This window comes from Streptantibioticus parmotrematis, assembly GCF_019890615.1.
Lineage (GTDB): Bacteria > Actinomycetota > Actinomycetes > Streptomycetales > Streptomycetaceae > Streptantibioticus_D > Streptantibioticus_D parmotrematis.
In genome coordinates this window covers 360,940-378,929 of the sequence record NZ_JAINVZ010000002.1, presented here as the reverse complement: position 1 = coordinate 378,929, position 17,990 = coordinate 360,940, and the positions used below count along the sequence as shown (strand labels likewise).

The 17,990-nt window shown below is 72.8% G+C and carries 15 protein-coding genes; 6 read left to right on the top strand and 9 right to left on the bottom strand.

Translation table 11 applies throughout. From position 1 onward, the window contains the following. Positions 1-51: 51 nt before the first annotated feature. Complete coding sequence (locus K7472_RS04475) at positions 52-804, bottom strand: GntR family transcriptional regulator (RefSeq protein WP_222974059.1); 753 nt, start codon at positions 802-804, stop codon at positions 52-54. Positions 805-1,184: 380 nt separating this feature from the next. Here K7472_RS04475 and K7472_RS04470 point away from each other — a divergent pair, with 380 nt between their 5' ends. Next, positions 1,185-2,621 (top strand): APC family permease, encoded by a 1,437-nt coding sequence (locus K7472_RS04470; protein ID WP_222974057.1) that lies wholly within the window; start codon positions 1,185-1,187, stop codon positions 2,619-2,621. A gap of 77 nt (positions 2,622-2,698) precedes the next feature. Here the strand turns inward: K7472_RS04470 and K7472_RS04465 are convergent, their stop codons facing one another. The 4 genes from K7472_RS04465 to K7472_RS04450 form a co-directional block, all read right to left on the bottom strand. Continuing rightward, positions 2,699-3,907 (bottom strand): type III PLP-dependent enzyme, encoded by a 1,209-nt coding sequence (locus K7472_RS04465; RefSeq protein WP_222974055.1) that lies wholly within the window; start codon positions 3,905-3,907, stop codon positions 2,699-2,701. 73 nt (positions 3,908-3,980) lie between these two features. Further along, positions 3,981-5,810, bottom strand: a complete 1,830-nt coding sequence (locus tag K7472_RS04460; protein WP_222974053.1) for an IucA/IucC family protein — start codon at positions 5,808-5,810, stop codon at positions 3,981-3,983. Between the two features lie 106 nt (positions 5,811-5,916). Then, positions 5,917-7,731 (bottom strand): IucA/IucC family protein, encoded by a 1,815-nt coding sequence (locus tag K7472_RS04455; RefSeq protein ID WP_222974051.1) that lies wholly within the window; start codon positions 7,729-7,731, stop codon positions 5,917-5,919. Continuing rightward, on the bottom strand, positions 7,728-8,966 hold the full coding sequence (locus K7472_RS04450; RefSeq protein ID WP_222974049.1) for an ATP-grasp domain-containing protein: 1,239 nt from the start codon (positions 8,964-8,966) through the stop codon (positions 7,728-7,730). Before K7472_RS04450 ends, K7472_RS04455 begins: the two co-directional genes overlap by 4 nt. Before the next feature lie 167 nt (positions 8,967-9,133). Between K7472_RS04450 and K7472_RS04445 the strand changes: the two genes are divergently transcribed. Then, positions 9,134-9,970: a (2Fe-2S)-binding protein gene (locus tag K7472_RS04445; protein ID WP_222974047.1), complete on the top strand. Its 837-nt coding sequence runs from the start codon at positions 9,134-9,136 to the stop codon at positions 9,968-9,970. Positions 9,971-9,983: 13 nt separating this feature from the next. Here K7472_RS04445 and K7472_RS04440 read toward each other — a convergent pair whose 3' ends face one another. From K7472_RS04440 to K7472_RS04430, 3 genes are all read right to left on the bottom strand, one after another. Further along, positions 9,984-10,790, bottom strand: coding sequence for a class I SAM-dependent methyltransferase (locus K7472_RS04440; protein WP_222974045.1), 807 nt, complete (start codon positions 10,788-10,790; stop codon positions 9,984-9,986). 126 nt (positions 10,791-10,916) lie between these two features. After that, positions 10,917-11,642 carry a hypothetical protein gene (locus K7472_RS04435; RefSeq protein WP_222974042.1) on the bottom strand — a complete coding sequence of 242 codons (726 nt, stop codon included), beginning with the start codon at positions 11,640-11,642 and terminating at the stop codon, positions 10,917-10,919. Positions 11,643-11,745: 103 nt separating this feature from the next. Then, positions 11,746-13,104, bottom strand: coding sequence for a lipase family protein (locus K7472_RS04430; protein WP_222974040.1), 1,359 nt, complete (start codon positions 13,102-13,104; stop codon positions 11,746-11,748). Positions 13,105-13,303: 199 nt separating this feature from the next. On the opposite strand from K7472_RS04430, the gene K7472_RS33640 reads away from it, so the two are divergent. After that, positions 13,304-13,657 (top strand): SAV_915 family protein, encoded by a 354-nt coding sequence (locus tag K7472_RS33640; RefSeq protein WP_372457907.1) that lies wholly within the window; start codon positions 13,304-13,306, stop codon positions 13,655-13,657. Positions 13,658-13,766: 109 nt separating this feature from the next. After that, positions 13,767-14,480 (top strand): hypothetical protein, encoded by a 714-nt coding sequence (locus K7472_RS04425; RefSeq protein ID WP_222974038.1) that lies wholly within the window; start codon positions 13,767-13,769, stop codon positions 14,478-14,480. A 161-nt stretch (positions 14,481-14,641) separates the two neighbouring features. Here the strand turns inward: K7472_RS04425 and ychF are convergent, their stop codons facing one another. Continuing rightward, positions 14,642-15,730, bottom strand: a complete 1,089-nt coding sequence (gene ychF, locus K7472_RS04420; RefSeq protein ID WP_222974036.1) for a redox-regulated ATPase YchF — start codon at positions 15,728-15,730, stop codon at positions 14,642-14,644. Positions 15,731-15,936: 206 nt separating this feature from the next. Here ychF and K7472_RS04415 point away from each other — a divergent pair, with 206 nt between their 5' ends. Further along, positions 15,937-16,953, top strand: a complete 1,017-nt coding sequence (locus K7472_RS04415; RefSeq protein WP_222974034.1) for a 4-hydroxy-3-methylbut-2-enyl diphosphate reductase — start codon at positions 15,937-15,939, stop codon at positions 16,951-16,953. Between the two features lie 174 nt (positions 16,954-17,127). Then, a complete protein-coding gene (gene ppgK, locus K7472_RS04410) occupies positions 17,128-17,979 on the top strand; it encodes a polyphosphate--glucose phosphotransferase (RefSeq protein WP_222974032.1) in 852 nt (283 codons plus the stop codon). Positions 17,980-17,990: the final 11 nt, after the last annotated feature.

The following is a 17,990-nucleotide window of genomic DNA, read 5'->3' as shown; positions in this document are numbered from 1 at the left end:
GGCAGCCTACCGCGCGCCTTCGATCAGATGGCAAAGCGGCCGCTCAGGACGCTATTTCACCGGAAGGTGATACGTAACCCGGTAGCGGTCGGCGGGGATCACCAGATCGGCGGTCTCGACCGGCCGGTCACCGGTGAAGAAGGTACGGCAGACCACCACCACGACGTGGCCGGGAACGCCGCCCAGCTCGGCGGTCTCGGCGGCCAGCCCGGGCCGGGCGCCGACCTCCTCGACGACGTGGTCGACCACCAGGTCGAGCGCGGCCATCCGCTCCACCACGCCCCGCCCGCCGAGCGGCCCCTCCTCGGGCAGCATCACGGGCGTGCGGCCGGTCAGCGCCAGCGGCTCCCAGGAGGTCGAGAGCATCATCGGCTCGCCCTCGGTACGGAACAGGTAGCGCGTCGACATCACCTTGTCGCCGGGCTGGAGCCGCAGCCGGGCGGCGACGGCGGGGCTCGCGACCTCCTGGACGCTCACCGACTCCCAGGTGCCCTTGCTCCCCTCGTCGGCCTGCTCCTGCCGGAACGGGGTCGGCCCGTAGGAGGGGCGGTAGCCGGAGCGGGCGATCAGCTTGGGCTCGGGCCGCTCGCGCACGTACGTCCCGGAACCGGAGCGCCCCTCGACGAACCCCTCGGCCATCAGCACCTTGCGGGCCTCCAGGGCGACGGTGTCCGAGACGCCGTACTCCTGGCGGATCTTCGCCTGCGAGGGCAGCCGGGTGTGCGGGGCCAGCTCGCCCCCGAGGATCTTGCCGCGCAGATCGTCGGCGACGCGGAGGTACGCGGGCTGCTCACCGAATGGCACGTGACCCTCCATCGAGGTTGACCGACTGCGACAGCTTGGCAACGTTACGTGTCCGGCCGCAAGTCCGGGCCAAGGGTTCACTGGCGACCCGGTGTCCACCAGGTGGGCCGGCGGGCCGCCTTCCGGGAGATTTCCGGACCGGCCGACGGCGGTATCCGTACCGGTCGGCCGGACGGCCGGACAAGCCTCCGCGCGACCAAATCGGTGGCACTGCGGCGATTTGACAACGGATTCCGTCGCCAAGAGGGGGTTGACGCTTTGTTAACAGCACATGTCTCATGACGTCCCGGGAGCGGCCGAGCACCACCAGCAGCCAGCCCTACGGAGGCGATAGCGCTCCCCTGCACCCTTCCGCCCCAGTGAGCCCGATGGGACGCCGTATGACCGACATCCTGCGACCGCCCTCCCCCGACGCCCCCGGCACCGGGCAGGCCGCCACGACGCCCGGCGCGACGCCGCACGAGGCGCCCAAGCTCAACCGTTCCATCGGGGTGGTCGGCGGCACGCTGCTGACCCTCTCCTGCCTGACCCCGGCCTCGTCGCTGTTCGTGATCGTGCCGGGCTCGTTCGCCTCGCTGGGCACCGGGACCGCGCTGACCCTGGTGATCGCCGTCGTGCTGTGCGTGGCGGTCGCCTTCTGCTACTCGGAGCTGGGCACGCTGATCCCGAGCGCGGGCGGCGAGTACGCCATGGTCGGCACGCTCACCGGGCGGTTCTCCGGCTGGCTGGTCTTCATCCAGGCGCTGATCGTGGTGATGATCGTGCCGCCGATCATCGCGCTGGGCACCGCCGAGTACCTCGCGCCGATCGTGCACGTGGACGCGAAGGTGATGGGCGCGGCGGTGATGCTGCTGGCCACCGTGATGGGCCTGCTGGACCTGCGGGCCAACGCCTGGATCACCGGCATCTTCCTGGTGCTGGAGGTCGTCGCCTCCGGCGTGGTGGCCTTCCTCGGCTTCAGCCACACCCACCGCTCGGCGTCGGTGCTGATCCACCCGGTGATGGCCGGGGCGCACGGCGCGAGCACCCCGGTCTCCGCCGGGCTGATCGTCGCCGGGCTGGCCGCCGCCCTGTTCATCCTCCAGGGCTTCTCGACGGCCGTGTACCTGTCGGAGGAGATGGAGAACCCGCGCCGCACGGTCTCGCGCACCGTGCTGTGGACGCTGGCGATCGGCGCCGCGGTCGTGCTGGTCCCGGTCGTCGCCATCACCCTGGGCGCCCCCGACCTGACCACGCTGGCCGGCGGCGACGTCGCCGGGATGGTGCAGCACTGGAGCGACAGCGCCGTCGGCACCTTCATCAGCCTGTGCATCGCGCTGGCCATCATCAACGCGGCCATCGTGATGGTCATCCAGAACTCCCGGGTGCTGTACGCCTCCGCCCGCGACAACGCCTGGCCCGCGCCGGTCAACCGGGCCTTCGGCAACCTCAGCAAGCGCTTCGGCGCGCCGTGGATCGCCACGCTCGCGGTCGGCGTGCCCGGCGCCATTCTCTGCTTCGTGCCGGTCGACACCCTCAACGGCGTCACGGGCGTCGCCGTGGCCGCGCTGTACGCGTTCGTGGCGCTGGCGGCGCTGGCCTGCCGCCGGGGCGTGCACAAGGGCCGCGAGGGCGTGTGGCGGATGCCGCTGTGGCCGGTCGTGCCCGCGCTGCTGCTGGCCGTGCTGGTGTGGGTGCTGGCCCAGCAGACCGCCCGGGACCTGCTGATCACGGCCGGGGTCACGGCGGCGGCCGCCCTGTACTGGGTGTTCTACCTGCGCCCCCGCAAGGAGACGCACTGGGTCATCACGATCCCGGAGGACGAGCTGACCGGCTGACGCCGCGTCAGGCGGCGGGTGTGCGGGGCGGGCTGGACGGAGCCCGCCCCGCACGGCTGTGTGCGCCCGGGCCGGCGTCAGCCCACGTAGTGGAAGCGCGGGCGCGGGTGCATCAGGAACTCGTGGTGCGAGATGTTCCACGCGTACGCGCCCGCCATGGCGAACGCGACCCGGTCCCCGGCGCGCAGCCCGGTCGCCGGGACCCGGCGGGCGAACACGTCCTTGGGCGTGCACAGTTGACCGACGAGCGTGATCCGTCCGCCGCCGGTCGCCGGGCGCGGCCAGGGGTGCGGCCACGCCTCCACCGGCAGCAGGGCGAACGGCTGGTCGTGGCCCCGGGTGACGGGGGTGCGCAGGTGGTGGGTGCCGCCGCGCAGGACGGCGAAGTCCTCGCCGTGGCTGTGCTTGACGTCCAGCACCTCGGTCGCGTACCAGCCGCAGTACGCGGTCAGCGCCCGCCCCGGCTCGATCCGCAACGTCAACTCGGGTTTTTCGCGGGCTATTTCGGCGAGTCCGGTGCCGAACGCGGTCCAGTCGAAGCGGCGTTCCGGGTCGGCGTAGTCGACGGCCATGCCACCGCCGAGGTTGACCTCCGCGTCCGGCACCGGGTGCGTGGCGAGCAGCCCGGCCGCGTACGCCACGATCCGCCGCGCCAGGGCGAGTTGGGCTTCCGCGTCCAGGCCGCTGGCCAGGTGGGCGTGGATGCCGCACAGGGCCAGGTTCCCGAAGTCCGGCTCGCGCAGCAGCCGCAGGCACTCGGCCACCGCGTCCGGGTCGAGGCCGAACGGCGTCGGCCGCCCGCCCATCGCCAGCGCCACCCCCTCCAGCGCGGACGCCACCCCGTCCGGCGCGCCGCCGTCCACGGGCGGGTTGACGCGCAGCAGGACGCGGGCGTGACGGCCCGTTCGGGCGGCGAGGGCAGCCAGCAGCCGCAGTTCGTGGACGCTCTCGACGTGGAAGCGCTCGGTGCCCGCCGCCAGCGCCGCCGCGATCTCGTCGGGCGTCTTGCCCGGGCCGCCGAACGCCACCGGCGCGCCGGGGACCGCCTCGCGCACGTGCGCCAGCTCGCCCCCGGAGGCCACCTCGTACCCGGTGACGGCCTCGCGCAGCGCGGTGAGGATCTCGGGGGCCGGGTTGGCCTTGGCCGCGTAGTACAGCTCGACGGCGGGCGGCAGCGCGGCGCGCACGGCTGCGGCGTGGTCGCGCAGCGTGGACAAGTCGTAGACGTACGCGGGCAGTTCGGCGGCGGAGGCGGAGGTGACGAGGTCGCGGACGGACGAGTGCATCGGGGGCTCCTGCGCGGGATGGTCGGCGCGAGGCGGTGTCATCGGCGGCTCCCGCGCGGCAGATCGGGTGGCGTCATCGGGGGCCGCCCGCACGCCCGGACAGCACGTCACCGGCGAGCGGTGAGGGCAGCCGCACGTAGCCCGCGTCGCGGTCGGCGCTGCGCCGCCAGCGGGTGAGCAGGTTGGCCTTGGCGGGCAGCGGTTCCCCGGCGAGCAGGCGGCGCAGCGCGGGCGGCCGGCCGTGCGCGTCGGCGGACTCCCGCAGCACGTCGCGGACTTCGGCCCACAACGCGGCTTCCAGGCCGGGCCGTTGGTCCGCGAGGGCGGCCAGGGTCTCGGCGACGTTGTTGACCAGCAGGCAGTAGACCACCCGGTCCCAGCCGCGTCGCGCGTCGTACGTCATGGGCCCGGCGACGTCGGCCGGGAGGGCGGCGAGCGCGGCGGCGTGCCGGGAGGCCAGCAGCTTGGCGCCCTCCAGGTCGCGGAAGAGCACCTGCCGGGGCAGGCCGGTGGCGTCCACCCCGATCAGCACGTTCTGCAAGTGCGGTTCGAGGACGACGCCGTGGTCGAACCAGGCGGCCAGCACCGGCGGCAGCAGCAGCCGCAGGTACGCCGACCACCATGCGAGGGCCGCGTCCGGTCCGCCGCTCGCGGCCGGCAGGCGGGAGACGTGCGCGGAGCTGGTGGGGTACTCGTCGGCCACGGCCGCCGCGAGCAACGGGGTGACGCCGGGCGCCAGATGGGCGTCGAGGCCGTCGCGGACGATGACGCCGAAGCCCTCCATCAGCCCGGTGTCGGGCCGCCCGTCGGGGCCGGGCAGTGCGAGCGAGCGGTAGGCGGGCTCGCGCAGCATGCCGGTGCCGGGGAAGCGGCGGGTCAGGTCGTCCAGCGCGGGCCCCAGCAGACGGGTGAGCGCGACCGCGCCGGACAGCTCGTAACTGGCGTTCTTTCGCAGGCAGTTGGTGATCCGCACGTTCAGGCTGAACTTCAGGAAGCCGCCGTCGCCGTGCAGCGTGCGCACCGACGCGGTCGGCGCGAAGGACGGCCCGCCGGTGCCCAGGTCCAGCACCTCGCCGCGCGCGATCGCGGCGCGCAACAGCGGTGTTTCGCCCAGCAGTTCGAACTGCCAGGGGTGGACGGGCAGCAGCCGGTGTCCGGCCGGGACCGGGCGCAGCCGGTCGATCGCCGCGTCCGCGCCCGGCTCGGCGCACTCCCCCGCCACCAGGTCGGCGCGGACCGCGAGATGACGCAGCGGGAAGCGGGCCCACGCCTCGGGCGCGTAACGCCGCCACGCGCTCCGGTCGGCGGAACGGGCCTTGGGCGTGGGGTGGAAGCGGTGACCGAACAGCAGCGCGCGCTCGGACTCCAGGTAGCGGGCGGTACGGGGGTCGGCGGCGGGCTCCGGGGCTTGCCGGGGTGCGGCGTGGTGGGTGGCGGGCTCCGGGGCTTGGCGGGGAGCGGCATGGCGGGCGGCGAGGCCCGCGGTGACGCCCTCGTGGCTGGAGACGACCTGGGCCACGAACTCCTCGTTGGCCACGCCGGTGCGCGCGTCCAGCTCGTCACGCACGTACTCCGCGAGCCGCCGCCAGCCGACCGGCCGCCAGCCGTCGTCCGCGCGGACCGCCACCGGGCCGGTGAAGCGGTGGGCGCCCAGCAGCGAGGTGCGGCGCAGCGCCACCCGCAGCAGCACGTCCCGCGCGGGCAGCCGCAGGTGCAGGTGGTCGCCGACGACGGCGGTGCGGTGCGCGGGCGCGGAGACCTCGCGCAGCAGGCAGTTGAGCAGGGTGTGGGCGACGACGACGTCGGCGGTGGGGAGGGCGGCGTCCGCAGCGGGGGCGGTGCGGACCTCCGGAGCGGCGGGGTGGGGGACGGGCAGTCGGGAGGCGGCGGGGCTGGTCGGCATCAGCGACTCCAGCGATAGGGACAGGCAGACGGGAGGCGAGGGCGGGAAGCGTCCGTGGGACGCCCGGGTATGCGCTCCCGCAGTACGGCGGCGCGGCGGCGGGTGGTCACGAACGCGCGGACCTCACAAGGTAGTTCGGGCCCGTCGTGTAGTGCTTGTTGATGTCGGCCGCCCCGGAGCGTTCCTTGGTGCGCAGGGTGCCCGCGGTCACCATGGCCTTCACCGGCAGCCGCGCGGCGTCCAGCGTGCGTGCGCGCAGCGCCCGGCCCGCTTTCTGCGGCATCCGTCCGATCGCCTCCGCGAGCCGGTCGCGTACCACCGCCAGCGCGGCGTCCAGCGGCACCCGGCCCGCCCGCGCGAGCCCGAACGCGTAGGCGCCCGCGCACAGATGGACGGTGATCGTGGTGAACAGCGCGGCGAGCGCGTCGTCGTCCGCGCCGAGCACGCGCGGGTCGTCGAAGGCGGGCGGCGGACCGCCGAGGGTGGCGGCGAGCCGTTCGGTGTGGACGCGGGGGCCGTCGTTGTCCTTCAGCAGCAGCCGGACCCGGACCGCGCCCGCGTCGTCGCGGTCGAGCACCACGGAGACGTTCTGCTGGTGCGACTCCAGCGCGATGCCGTAGCCGTACAGCGTGGTCTGCCAGTCGAACAGCGGCCGCAGCACCGCGTCCAGCAGCGCCAGCGGGTCGCCGCCGAACCAGTGGCCGGCGAGGTGGTCGATCACCTGCCGCCCGCCCGGCGCGGGCGCGAGCAGCGCGGCCAGCGGCACCACGGCCGCGTCGTCGAGTCCGGCCGGCAGGGTGCGCAGCAGCACCGCGAGCAACGGGTGCCCGGCGTGCGCGTACGCGGTCTCGTCGGCGAGCAGCACCACGCCCTCGAAGCGCGGTTCGCGCGCGATCACCGCCTCCAGCAGCCGCTGGCACACCGCGCCGTCCACCAGCGTGCCGGGCTTGATGGTGCGGCGGTTGAGCAGGCCGAGCGTGGAGGTGGCGAGCGGCAGCTTCAGGTGGGTGTACGGGTCGCAGGCCACGGCGCCGGTGCGCATCGACAGCGTGGGCCGCAGGTCGAGGTGGGGGCGGCGGGCGAGCACCGCGTGGTCGGCGAGCCCGGCCTCGCGCAACGCCTCGTGCAGTTCCTGGGCCCTCGTCAACGGGTGGACGGGAAGCGCGACATGGGTGCGGTCCAGCTCCGGCAGCCCCAGCCGGGCGGGCGTCGGCCACACCCGGTGTGCGGTCACGCCGTGCGCCACGACCGCGTCCTTCGGCAACGCGACCCAGCGCGGCCGGAAGGCGGGCAGGAACTCCGGCGCGAAAGCCCGCAGTTGGCACTCGCCCAGGCCCGCGCGGCCCCGGGCGGTCGGGTAGACGGGGTGGTCGTGGAACGCGGCGAGGGCGTCCAGGGCGAGCGCGCCGAGCGGACCGCGCCAGTGCGCGGGATCGTCGCCGTGCGCCAGGGCGAGGCGGTGGTGGGTGTCGTCGCGCACGGAGTCGTGCAGCCGCATCGTCTCCAGCGTCTGACGGCATTCCGCCGCGTACGCGTCAAAGCCCGCGCGGTCGGGAGCGTCGGCGCGTTCGCGCAGCGCGGCGAGCACGGCGTCGCAGGTGGTGAGGTCTTCGCAGTGGGCGGGTCGCGCGCCGGTCGGCTCGGCGCCGCAGGTGGTCGGCTCGGCGCCGTAGGTGGTCGGCTCGCGGCGCAGGAGCGGCAGCCGGGCGCGGTCCTCACACTGGAAGCCGTCCCGGGTGACCGGCAGCGCCAGCGCGTCACCGCCGCCGTCCGGCCCCGGCACCACCAGCCAGCGCCCGTCCGCGCGCGTCACCTCGGCCGACCGGGTGCGCAGCCCCCCGACGTCCTCCCGCAGCAGCGCGTCCAGCACGCGCGTCAGCAAGGAGGGCTCGGGGTCCGCGGCCGGATCCGGGCCGCTCACGGTGTGATCTCCCAGCGCTGCGCGGCCAGGAAGTCCTCGGCGACCCGGTCCACGGCCTCCTGCTCGGCGCCGACGACCCGCAGCACGCCGAGGTAGTCGCGGTTGGTGTGGTACAGCTCGTGCCGTTCGCCGATCGCGCGCAGCGGCCGGTACGTCAACGCGCAGCCGTCCACGGTGCGTTCGCACGCCTGCGGGGCGGCGGTCAGCGTTCCCGGACGGTCGGCGCACGGGGTGTCCTGCCGGGCGCGGGCGCCGGTGCGGGCGCCGAGGTCGCGGGGCAGCGGCTCACCGAGGTGGGTGCGCAGCACGTGCTCGAACACCGGGACCTCCAGCAGGTCGGCCAGGAGCAGGTCGCACTGGTCGCCGATGGCACGGTAGTTGACCTCCACCAGCCGCGCCCGCCCGCCTCCGTCGACCACGAACTCGGTGTGGCAGATCCCGAACGCCACGCCCAGCGCGTCGAGTTGGGCCAGCACCTGGCTGGTCACCGCGCGGTCCGGGTCCGGCTCCCAGGTCAGCCCCTCCTCGATGAAGTACGGGGGCGGGGACAGCCGGGTGCGGAAGCCGCCCAGCACGTGCCAGGTGCCGTGGGCGTCGCCCAGCGTCTCCAGGGTGCGCAGGTCGCCGGGGAGGAACTCCTCGGCCACCAGTGCCGCCCCCGGCCGCCGGGCCTGCGTCTCGGTGGCCCGTTTCCACAGCTCCTCGGCGTTGGCGGCGAGCACGACGTCCTCGCTGGCGACGCCCTCGCGCGGCTTGAGCACGCACGGGTAGGTGAGGTCGGGGGCGAGCAGGTCCGCCGGGTCACCGCCCGCGGCGATCTCCGCCGACCGCACGGTGTCGACGCCACGGTCCGCCAGGTGGCGCCGCATGTGCGCCTTGTTCTTCACCCGCAGCGCCGCCCGCCAGTCCTTGCCCGGCAGCCCGAACCACTCGGCGGCCAGCGCGGCCTGCGTCTGGAGGTGATCGCTGTTGCTGAACACCGCGTCCGGCGCGGGCTGCCGGGCCAGCGTCGCCACGACCTCGCGGAAGTCCGTCACCTCGCACGGCGCGACCGCCACCCGCCCGGCGTCGAACCGGTCCTGCCCGGCGTACGCGTCGCGGTGCGCGGCGACGTACCGCGGTTCGGTCAGCACGGTGACGTCCAGGCCGAGCCGGGCGGCGGCCGGGAGGAATCCGTGGGTGACGGAGTCCGTGGGATTGAGGGCGAGGACCGCGAGGGCGGGGAGCCGCGACATGCGATCAACTTAGGTTAGGTATACCTAAGTCTTCAAGTTACGGTGGTCACGCGCGCGCCGTCGTGACACGAGCGGGCCGCGTGGCCCCGTTCCGCATGCCCCCGTACCGCAGAACCAGCTTCCGCATGACCAACGCTCCCGCACGGCCCGTTCACGATGGAGACCGGATGCCTCCCCGCACCACCGAAGCCCCGGCGTCGCCGCCGGACACGTACCACCGGCTCGTACGGCTGTGCGAGCCACTGGCGGTGACGCTGGCTGAGGACGATGCCGTGACGTCCGTGCCATCCGTTCATAGCACGCGAACGGCCGGGCGCGGCAGTGGAGTTGACGAGGCCGCCGAGAGTCTGATCCCCGCGCGGGTCGACGCGCTGATCGACGCGTTGATCGACGGCGAGGGCGAGCGCATCGCCGCCGCGCACGGGGCCGCCGCCCGCCGCGACGTGGCCGCGTCCCGGGTGCTGCACCACTGCCTGTGGTCGGTCTGCCTGCTCTTCAGCGGTCCCTGGTACCTGGCGGGCCAGGTACCGCGGATCCCCCGGGACGCGCTGCACGTCAACTCGCGCACCGCCGCTTTCACCCTGCGGGTGGACCAGGTGACGTTCCGGCCGGGCGACGGTGACGCGTTGCGGGCGGCGGTGGCCGAACACGTCGGCCCGGTGCTGGACGCGTTCGCCCCGGCGGTCCGGCGCGGGGCGCGCACGCTGTGGGGCATGGTCACCGACGACCTGGCGTCCGGCCTGTGGTACCTCGGCCGGGTGCTGGGCGACGAGGGCGACGGCATCCGGGCCGCCACCGCGGTCCTGCCCGGCGCCACTCCCCCGCTGCCCGGCGCGGCCGACTTCCGTACGCTGCGCGCCCCTTCGGGCCGCCGCCATCCCACCCGCACCCGGTTGTCGTGCTGCCTGTACTACGCGACCGGGGCCGCCGCCGAGGCGTGCCTGACCTGCCCCAGGACGCCGGACGCGGAACGGGTGCTGCGGCTGGAGGAGGCGGCCGGGTAGTCCGCTGAACCGGTCACAGGCGGGTGACACGCCAGCACAGCGAGCGGAACGGCACCCGAAGCGTCTCCTCGCCCTCCGGCAGCCGCTCGCGCAGCAACTCTTCGGCTTGGGCGATCAGTTGGCGGCGTTCCTCCTCGGGCAGGAGGATGACCCTGCTGTACGTGCCGAGCAGCGCGGCGACGTCGGCAGGGGTGGCGGACCTGACGCAGCTGAACGTGGCCTGCTCGACCTCGCCGAACAGCGGTCCGCCGCTCGCGATGTCCTCCCGAAGCCGCTCACCGCGCGCCACGAACCGGCGGCCCTGCTCCTGCGGGCGTGCGTCGGAGTTGCCGGAGTTGCCTGGCCTCCCGGACCGCATGCCCGCCTGCCACTCGGCGACCCAGGGCACGGAGGAGTCCATCCCGTTCCACACCACGCCGAGTGTGCCGCCGGGCCGCAGCACGCGGGCGATCTCCGTCACGGCGCGCGGCGCGTCGAACCAGTGCCAGGCGGAGGAGACGACGACCGCGTCGACCCGGCCGTCGGTCAGCGGGATCGACTCGGCGGTGCCGCGCAGCGCCCGTACGTCGGGACGGCGTGCCGCGAGCACGGCCCGCATCCGGTCGTCCGGCTCGACCGCGACGACCTCCGGCACGCGTTCGGCGAGCAGCGCGGTCAGCGTGCCCGCGCCGGCCGCCAGGTCGAGGACGGTGCGGCGGTCCTTGGGCACCAGCCACTCCACCGCCTCGTCGCACGGCGCGGGCCGCAGCCGCCCGTACTCCTCGGCGACGGTCCCGAACGATCCGGCCCGGAGCCTGTGCGTCTCGTCCTCGGCACCCACGCGGTCCTCCTCGTCCTCGCGATCCCCCCGCGCACGCCAGTATCCCCGGCGGGGTGAGGTCGGGGAGGTGGGGGCGTCGGCCGGAGTCGGGCGTCCGCCGGACCGGGGCGTGTCCCGATCGGGGTGTCAGCCAGGGGGCAGCTGCCAGACGGTCACGGCCAGGCTGAAGCGGTCACCGTTCGCGCTGAGCACCTTGAAGCGGGCGACGCGCCGGTCCTCCGTGCCCACGCAGCCGACGCTGCCGTCCTCCACGTCCAACTGCCGGTTGCCAAGCTGGGTGTTGAGCAGTTCCCGGCACTGCTCGTGGCTCGGCAGCCCGGAACCGGTCCAGGCGACGAGCGCGTTGCCCGACAGTTCGTCGGCGTCACAGCTCAGCAGGCAGCTGAGCCCGAGGTCCCCGAGCGGGGCCCGGGACGGCGGAACGGAGTCGAGCGCCCAGCCGGTCTCCATGGTGTCGCCGTCCAGCACCAGCGTTCCCTGCCAGCGGACGGCGACGGTGGTGGGGGTCGGCGGTAAGAGTGTGGGAGTGGGTGTCGGGGTGTTCGTGGGCGGCGTGGTCGTCGGCGTCGGGGAGGGTACCGGGGCGGGGGCCGTGGTGCTCACGGCGGGCGGGGGCAGGAACGAGGCCGACGTCGAGGGGGCCGGGCCGGACTCGTTGGAGCTGTGCCCGGAGCGGAACGCGACCAGTCCGAGGACGAGCGCCACGACGCCGACCAGCGCGACGGCGATGCGGACTCCCTTGCGTTGCAGCGCGGGCATCCGGATACCACCGGCCTCCAGCGCCTCGCCGACGACCGCGGCCAGCAGGCACGCCAGCCCGAAGGTCCACAACGGCACCACATCGCCCACCACGCCGGCCCCCCGCGTCCCGACAACGCCCTGCGCCCACGGCAGGTTCAACGTAGCGGACCGCCGTGGGCGCGAGCCAGGGATCAGCCGTGCGGTGGCCTCGTGGTCACGACGTCGGCACCTCGGGCGCGAGGGAGTTGCCCGCGGCGATGGAGCCGCAGTCGGAGGGGGCCGGCTTCCCCGCGAAGCGGTCGTTCAGCCAGCCGAGCGCGCCCGGGGCCCAGGCGGCGGCCGTCGTGATGTGGCTCAGCAGGTCGTACTGCTGGTAGTCGATGGCGTGGTTGCCGGTGGCGCAGTACTGGCGGGTGAGTGCGCGGACGTCGCCGGCGACCATGACGCCGTCCCCGGTGCCGATGCCCGCGGGATTGGCGAACGTCCCCTCGACGACGCCGCCGTCGCCCTCGGCGATGAGGCCGGGGATGGTCGGGGTGGCCGCCGACCCGAGGTTGATCGCGTTCACCGCCTTGACGAAGTCGGGTATCGAGTCGGGGTTCGCGTACTGCGGCTGGGCCAGCTTGGCCCAGGTCAGACCCGGGTAGTGGCCGAGGGCGTCGAGCAGGCCGCCGTTCTCCAGCTTGTCGTAGACCTGGACGCCGTAGGAGCTCATGTACTGCTTGAGGTCGATGCCGTACGAACGCGCCACGCCGATGATCGCCATGGGGATGACGCCGGACCACACGAGGGAGCCGTCGACGTACTTGAGGTTGTGCGCCGCGTCCACGAGCAGGCCGCCTTCGGCGAATCCGACGAGCCTGCGGTTGACGTCGGGCGCGTAGGAGGGCGCGAGCGCGGCCGCCCAGGAGGTGGCGATGGCGCCGCCGGAGTACCCCATGAGGCCGACGCGGGTCGCGGAGTCCATGCCGGTGCTCGCGGCGTCGGAGGTGGCGGCGCGGATCGAGTCCAGGGTGTTGGTCGCGTACTCGGGCCCGGCGGCGAAGTCGGCGCTCTGCCCTTCGGTGTCCGGGATGACGAGGTTGTAGCCCTCGGCCAGCAGCGGGACGACGAAGAGGTTCTCGGCGTTGGGGATGATCCCGTTGAGCGTGAGGTCACCGGCGATGGCGCGCGAGGGCCCGTCCTGCGGGTTGAGGGAGTCGTAGAACGACTGGTAGGACACGGCCTTGGACCCGTCCCCGGTGAGGCTGCGCAGCACGGTGGTGACGTTGGCGGCCGGGCGCCCCTGGGCGTCGGTGGTCCGGTAGAGCAGCTGAATAGCCGTCAGGGGAGTGGGAATCCCGACGATGTGGTAGCTGAGCGTACGTCGCTTGAGCACGGCGCCGGGTTGGTACGAGGCGAGGGGTGCGCTGCCGTCGTAGGAGTAGAAGGGGTCGGAGGCGGATGCCTTGGCGGCGGCCGGGGCGGCGGACGCCGGGGACGCGGCGAAGGCGGACGTGGCGGGTACGGCGCTGACGGCCAGAGCCGCGACCAGTGCAACGGCAAGACGGCGTGCGGCGGCGCGTGAGGTCATGACTCCCCCGTGGGTGATGTGCCCGAAGAGCGGCTTCGGCCGAAAGTTACCCCCAGGTAACGCGGGCCGTACAGGCGTCTGACACGAGAAATTTCCGACCCGCCCGCCCGCCGCCCGCGCCACCTCCCCGAATCCCATCCCTCGGACCCCACCCGTCGGATCCCGACGGATCCCACTCCGCGCCCCTCCGATACGGTCCATGGCGTACGGCCGACCCGGGGGGACCAGATCAGTGACAGAACTGCCTTGCGACACGGACATCTTGTGCGTGCCCGCTCATCCGGTGCGCGAAGGTGACCGGTGGGGTGTGAACCTGGAATTACGGGTGGTCTCCGGCCGGGGAAAGGTGGGTATCGCCTTCACCAGCCCCGACGCCCTGGTGAGCACCCTCGGGGAGCACCAGCCGTGGATCGCACTTCCGGCGATCGGCTTCAGCAGGTTGGCCCAACTCCACGGCGCACGAAGCATATGCATCGATCCCGTCATGGACGCGGGCACGCCTCGTTGGACAGCTGCGAATGTCCACGCCGTCACAGCGATGGTGAACCGATGAGCGGCGACTTCAAGGTCGTCCACGCCGACACCACGGCCATGGCAAACCGCTTCGGCACCGAGGCCGGCGAGTTGAACAAGCTCCACCACTTGATCGCTCCACTGAAGCCATGACGACCGAAGAGAACCGGTTCACGGTTGCTTCTCGCATTCAGGACCCGCGCGCTCGCCACGACGCGTACCAACGGCTGTACCGGCCCGAGGAGCGAGAGGCCGTCTACTTCCCGCGTTGGCTCTCCTGGCGGTCGCGGGAGAAGTGGCGGTGGGCGCTGGACGAGTTGCGCGGTACGCGGCAGGCGGCGCGCCGCGAGGTCCTGGTCAACGGGTACGCACGGCAGCACCGCGGACGCCCTCAGCTCGGGGTCGTCGGCGAGACCTGGGCGGACCGGGGAGCCGGATACTGGGCACGCCGGATTCCGTATGCGCTGGTGTGGTTGCTGATCGCCTTGATGATGGACGTACTCGCCGTGGAGTGCACGGTCATGCTCTTCCTGGAGGCGCGGCTCCCGCTGGCGCTGGAGATCGCGATCGTACCGATCTGGTGGGCGCCGGCTGTGGCGTACTTCCTCAAGTTCTGGCGCAGGTTGGAACTCAACGGAACCGGCTCACAGACGGCGACCACCCCGCCGTTCAGCTACGGCGCGATGCGAATCCTGGCCCCACTGGCCCTGCCCTTCCTCGCCCCTTGCATCGCCGGAACAACCTCAGCGATCTTCCTGTCGTCCCTGCGCAGGAACTTCCCAGGCGAGTCCGTCGCCCGGGAGGCGTTGCGCAGGTGCGAGGCGTCAAGGACGCCCAACCGAGGAAGCGGCAAGCGCCGTTGAAGGTCGAGCAGATTCGGCGGCCGCGGACACGACGCGAATGCTGAGTGAGCGGTATCGGTAGGAGCCCGACAGCTCGGCTTGCGGAGGGGGGCGGACTCGCCTGAGTCCGCCCCCCTCCGACCCGCATCTCAGGAAGTCGCTAACAGCGGCTGACGGAACAGCTACACGTTGAACCGGAACTCCACAACGTCCCCGTCCTGCATCACGTAGTCCTTGCCTTCCATCCTCGCCTTGCCCTTGGCTCGGGCCTCCGCTACCGAGCCGCAGGTCAGGAGGTCGTCGTAGGAGACGATCTCGGCCTTGATGAAGCCCTTCTGGAAATCCGTGTGGATGACGCCTGCCGCCTCGGGGGCCGTGGCACCCTTCTTGATGGTCCAGGCGCGGGCCTCCTTGGGGCCCGCGGTCAGGTACGTCTGCAACCCCAGCGTGTCGAAGCCGACGCGGGCCAGCGTGGCGAGGCCCGGCTCGTCCTGGCCCATGGACTGGAGCAGCTCCAGCGCCTCGTCGTCGTCCAGTTCGATCAGCTCCGACTCGATCTTCGCGTTGAGGAAGATCGCCTCCGCCGGGGCGACCAGCGCGCGCTGCTCGTCCTTGAACTCCTCGTCGACCAGCTCGTCCTCGTCCACGTTGAACACGTACAGGAACGGCTTCGTGGTCAACAGGTGCAGCTCGTGCAGGAGGCGGCCCTGCTCGGTACCCGCGGTGATGCCCGCGGAGAAGAGCGTGCGGCCCTCGTCCAGGATCTTCTTCGCCGCCTCGACCGCGGTGACCTGCGCGGCCTTCTCCTTCTGGAGGCGGGCCTCCTTGGTCAGACGGGGGAGGACCTTCTCGATGGTCTGCAGGTCCGCGAGGATCAGCTCGGTGTTGATCGTCTCGATGTCGTCCTTCGGTGAGACCTTGCCGTCCACATGGACCACGTTCTCGTCCTTGAAGGCCCGGATGACCTGGCAGATCGCGTCGGACTCGCGGATGTTCGCCAGGAACTTGTTGCCCAGGCCCTCGCCCTCGCTCGCGCCGCGCACGATCCCGGCGATGTCCACGAAGTCCACGGTCGCGGGCAGCTTGCGCTGCGAGGCGAAGATCTCCGCGAGCCGGTCCAGGCGCGGGTCGGGTACGCCGACGACGCCCACGTTGGGCTCGATGGTGGCGAACGGGTAGTTGGCCGCCAGCACGTCGTTCTTGGTCAGGGCGTTGAACAGGGTCGACTTGCCGACATTCGGCAGGCCGACGATTCCGATCGTGAGCGACACGTGACGACTTCCCGTTGCAGGAGGATGGGGGACCAACGCCTCAGTTTAGGGCCTTGGGGCGGAGGGGCGGAGTTCGCCTTCCGGCGGGCCGGCCACGGCAGGTCCGGCACCGGGCACGCCCCGCACCCCTCGCGCCTCCGCACTCCCGGCGGCACCCCTCGCGCCACGCCCCGCCGCCCCCTCCCCGCCCGCACCGCGCCCGTACGATGGGTGCCATGACTGCTTCAGCTCGCCGCCGTGTCCTGCTCGCCGCGCCCCGCGGCTACTGCGCGGGCGTGGATCGCGCCGTGATCACCGTCGAGAAGGCCCTCGAGCAGTACGGTGCGCCGGTCTACGTGCGCAAGCAGATCGTGCACAACAAATACGTCGTGCAGACCCTGGAGAAGAAGGGCGCGATCTTCGTCGACGAGACGGAGGAGGTGCCCGAGGGCGCCATCGTCATCTTCTCCGCGCACGGTGTCGCCCCCGTCGTCCACGACGAGGCGGCGCAGCGGCGGCTGGCGTCCATCGACGCCACCTGCCCCCTGGTGACCAAGGTCCACAAGGAGGCCAAGCGCTTCGCCTCCGAGGACTACGACATCCTCCTCATCGGCCACGAGGGCCACGAGGAGGTCATCGGCACCATGGGCGAGGCGCCCGAGCGCATCCACCTGGTGGACGGGCCCGAGGACGTCGCCGGGCTGTCCGTGCGCGACGAGAACAAGCTCGTCTGGCTGTCGCAGACCACCCTGTCGGTGGACGAGACGATGGAGACCGTCGACAAGCTCAAGGAGCGCTTCCCCGCCCTGGTCAGCCCGCCCAGCGACGACATCTGCTACGCGACGCAGAACCGCCAGGTGGCCGTCAAGCAGCTCGGTGCGGACGCCGACCTGGTGGTCGTGGTCGGTTCGAAGAACTCCTCCAACTCGGTGCGGCTGGTGGAGGTCGCCCTCCAGGCGGGCGCCCGCGACGCCCATCTGGTGGACTTCGCCGACGAGATCGACGAGGCCTGGCTGGAGGGCGTGAGCACGGTCGGCGTGACCTCCGGCGCCTCCGTCCCGGAGATCCTGGTCGAGGGCGTGTTGGAGTGGCTGGCGAAGCGCGGCTACGAGGACGTCGAGGTGGTGACGTCGGCCCGGGAGAGCATCCAGTTCTCGCTGCCGAAGGAGCTCCGCCGCGACCTGCGCGCGGAAGCGCAGGCGGGGACCACGACCGCCTCGTCCCCTTCCGGCGACGACGCCTGACGGATACGCCGGCGCCTGACGGATACGCCGGCGCCTGACGGATACGCCGACGCCTGGCGGATACGCCCTCACGTTACGGACCCGTAAGCACCGGACCGTACGGGTACGTGGCGGAACCGCCGTATCCGTCCCCTCCGGCAGGCCCGGCGTGCCCGGCGGCCGTAGGTTGAGGGCATGAGTTCCGGACAAGTCTTCGGCGTGGACATCGGCGGCTCCGGCATCAAGGGCGCCCCGGTCGATCTGGCCCGCGGCGAACTGGCCCAGGAGCGGCACAAGGTCCTCACCCCGCACCCCTCGGAGCCCGACACGGTGATCGCGGCCGTCAAGGAGGTCGTCGAGCACTTCGGCTGGTCGGGGCCGGTCGGCGTGACGTTCCCCGGGGTGATCGCGGACGGCGTGACCCGTACGGCCGCCAACATGCACCGCGACTGGGTCGGCCTCGACGCGACCGCCCTGCTCACCCGCGAGCTGCGCCTGCCGGTCACCCTCATCAACGACGCCGACGCGGCCGGGACCGCCGAGATGGCGTTCGGCGCCGGGCGCGGGATCGACGGCACGGTGATCGTGCTGACGTTGGGCACCGGCATCGGCAGCGCGGTCTTCACCGGCGGGCGCCTGCTGCCCAACACCGAACTGGGTCACCTGGAGCTGAACGGCCACGACGCCGAGCACCGCGCGTCCTCCCGCGCCAAGGAGGACCACGACCTGAGCTGGAAGCACTGGGCGCGGCGGGTCCAGGAGTACCTGGCGCACGTGGAGATGCTCTTCTCGCCCGAGCGCTTCGTGATCGGCGGCGGGGTGAGCCGCAAGGCGGACAAGTTCCTGCCGCTGATCGAGGGCGTCAGGGCCGAGCTGGTGCCCGCCGAACTCCAGAACAACGCGGGCATCGTCGGCGCGGCGATGGCCGCCTCCCTGCGGGCGAACGCGACGAGCACGGCGAACGCGCCGAGCACCGCGCACGCGCCCCTCTCCGTGAACGCGGCCAGCACGCCGAACGCGGCCACCAAGCCGAACGCGGGGGCCTGACCGCGGAGGCC

What these genes read in the sequence shown, in the direction of transcription:
- K7472_RS04450 (WP_222974049.1), bottom strand. Translation starts at nt 8,966, where the DNA reads ATGTCGCGGCTCCCCGCCCTCGCGGTCCTCGCCCTCAATCCCACGGAC.
- K7472_RS04465 (WP_222974055.1), bottom strand. Translation starts at nt 3,907, where the DNA reads ATGCACTCGTCCGTCCGCGACCTCGTCACCTCCGCCTCCGCCGCCGAA.
- K7472_RS04430 (WP_222974040.1), bottom strand. Translation starts at nt 13,104, where the DNA reads ATGACCTCACGCGCCGCCGCACGCCGTCTTGCCGTTGCACTGGTCGCG.
- K7472_RS04425 (WP_222974038.1), top strand. Translation starts at nt 13,767, where the DNA reads ATGACGACCGAAGAGAACCGGTTCACGGTTGCTTCTCGCATTCAGGAC.
- K7472_RS04460 (WP_222974053.1), bottom strand. Translation starts at nt 5,810, where the DNA reads ATGCCGACCAGCCCCGCCGCCTCCCGACTGCCCGTCCCCCACCCCGCC.
- ppgK (WP_222974032.1), top strand. Translation starts at nt 17,128, where the DNA reads ATGAGTTCCGGACAAGTCTTCGGCGTGGACATCGGCGGCTCCGGCATC.
- K7472_RS04445 (WP_222974047.1), top strand. Translation starts at nt 9,134, where the DNA reads ATGCCTCCCCGCACCACCGAAGCCCCGGCGTCGCCGCCGGACACGTAC.
- K7472_RS04415 (WP_222974034.1), top strand. Translation starts at nt 15,937, where the DNA reads ATGGGTGCCATGACTGCTTCAGCTCGCCGCCGTGTCCTGCTCGCCGCG.
- K7472_RS04470 (WP_222974057.1), top strand. Translation starts at nt 1,185, where the DNA reads ATGACCGACATCCTGCGACCGCCCTCCCCCGACGCCCCCGGCACCGGG.
- K7472_RS33640 (WP_372457907.1), top strand. Translation starts at nt 13,304, where the DNA reads ATGGCGTACGGCCGACCCGGGGGGACCAGATCAGTGACAGAACTGCCT.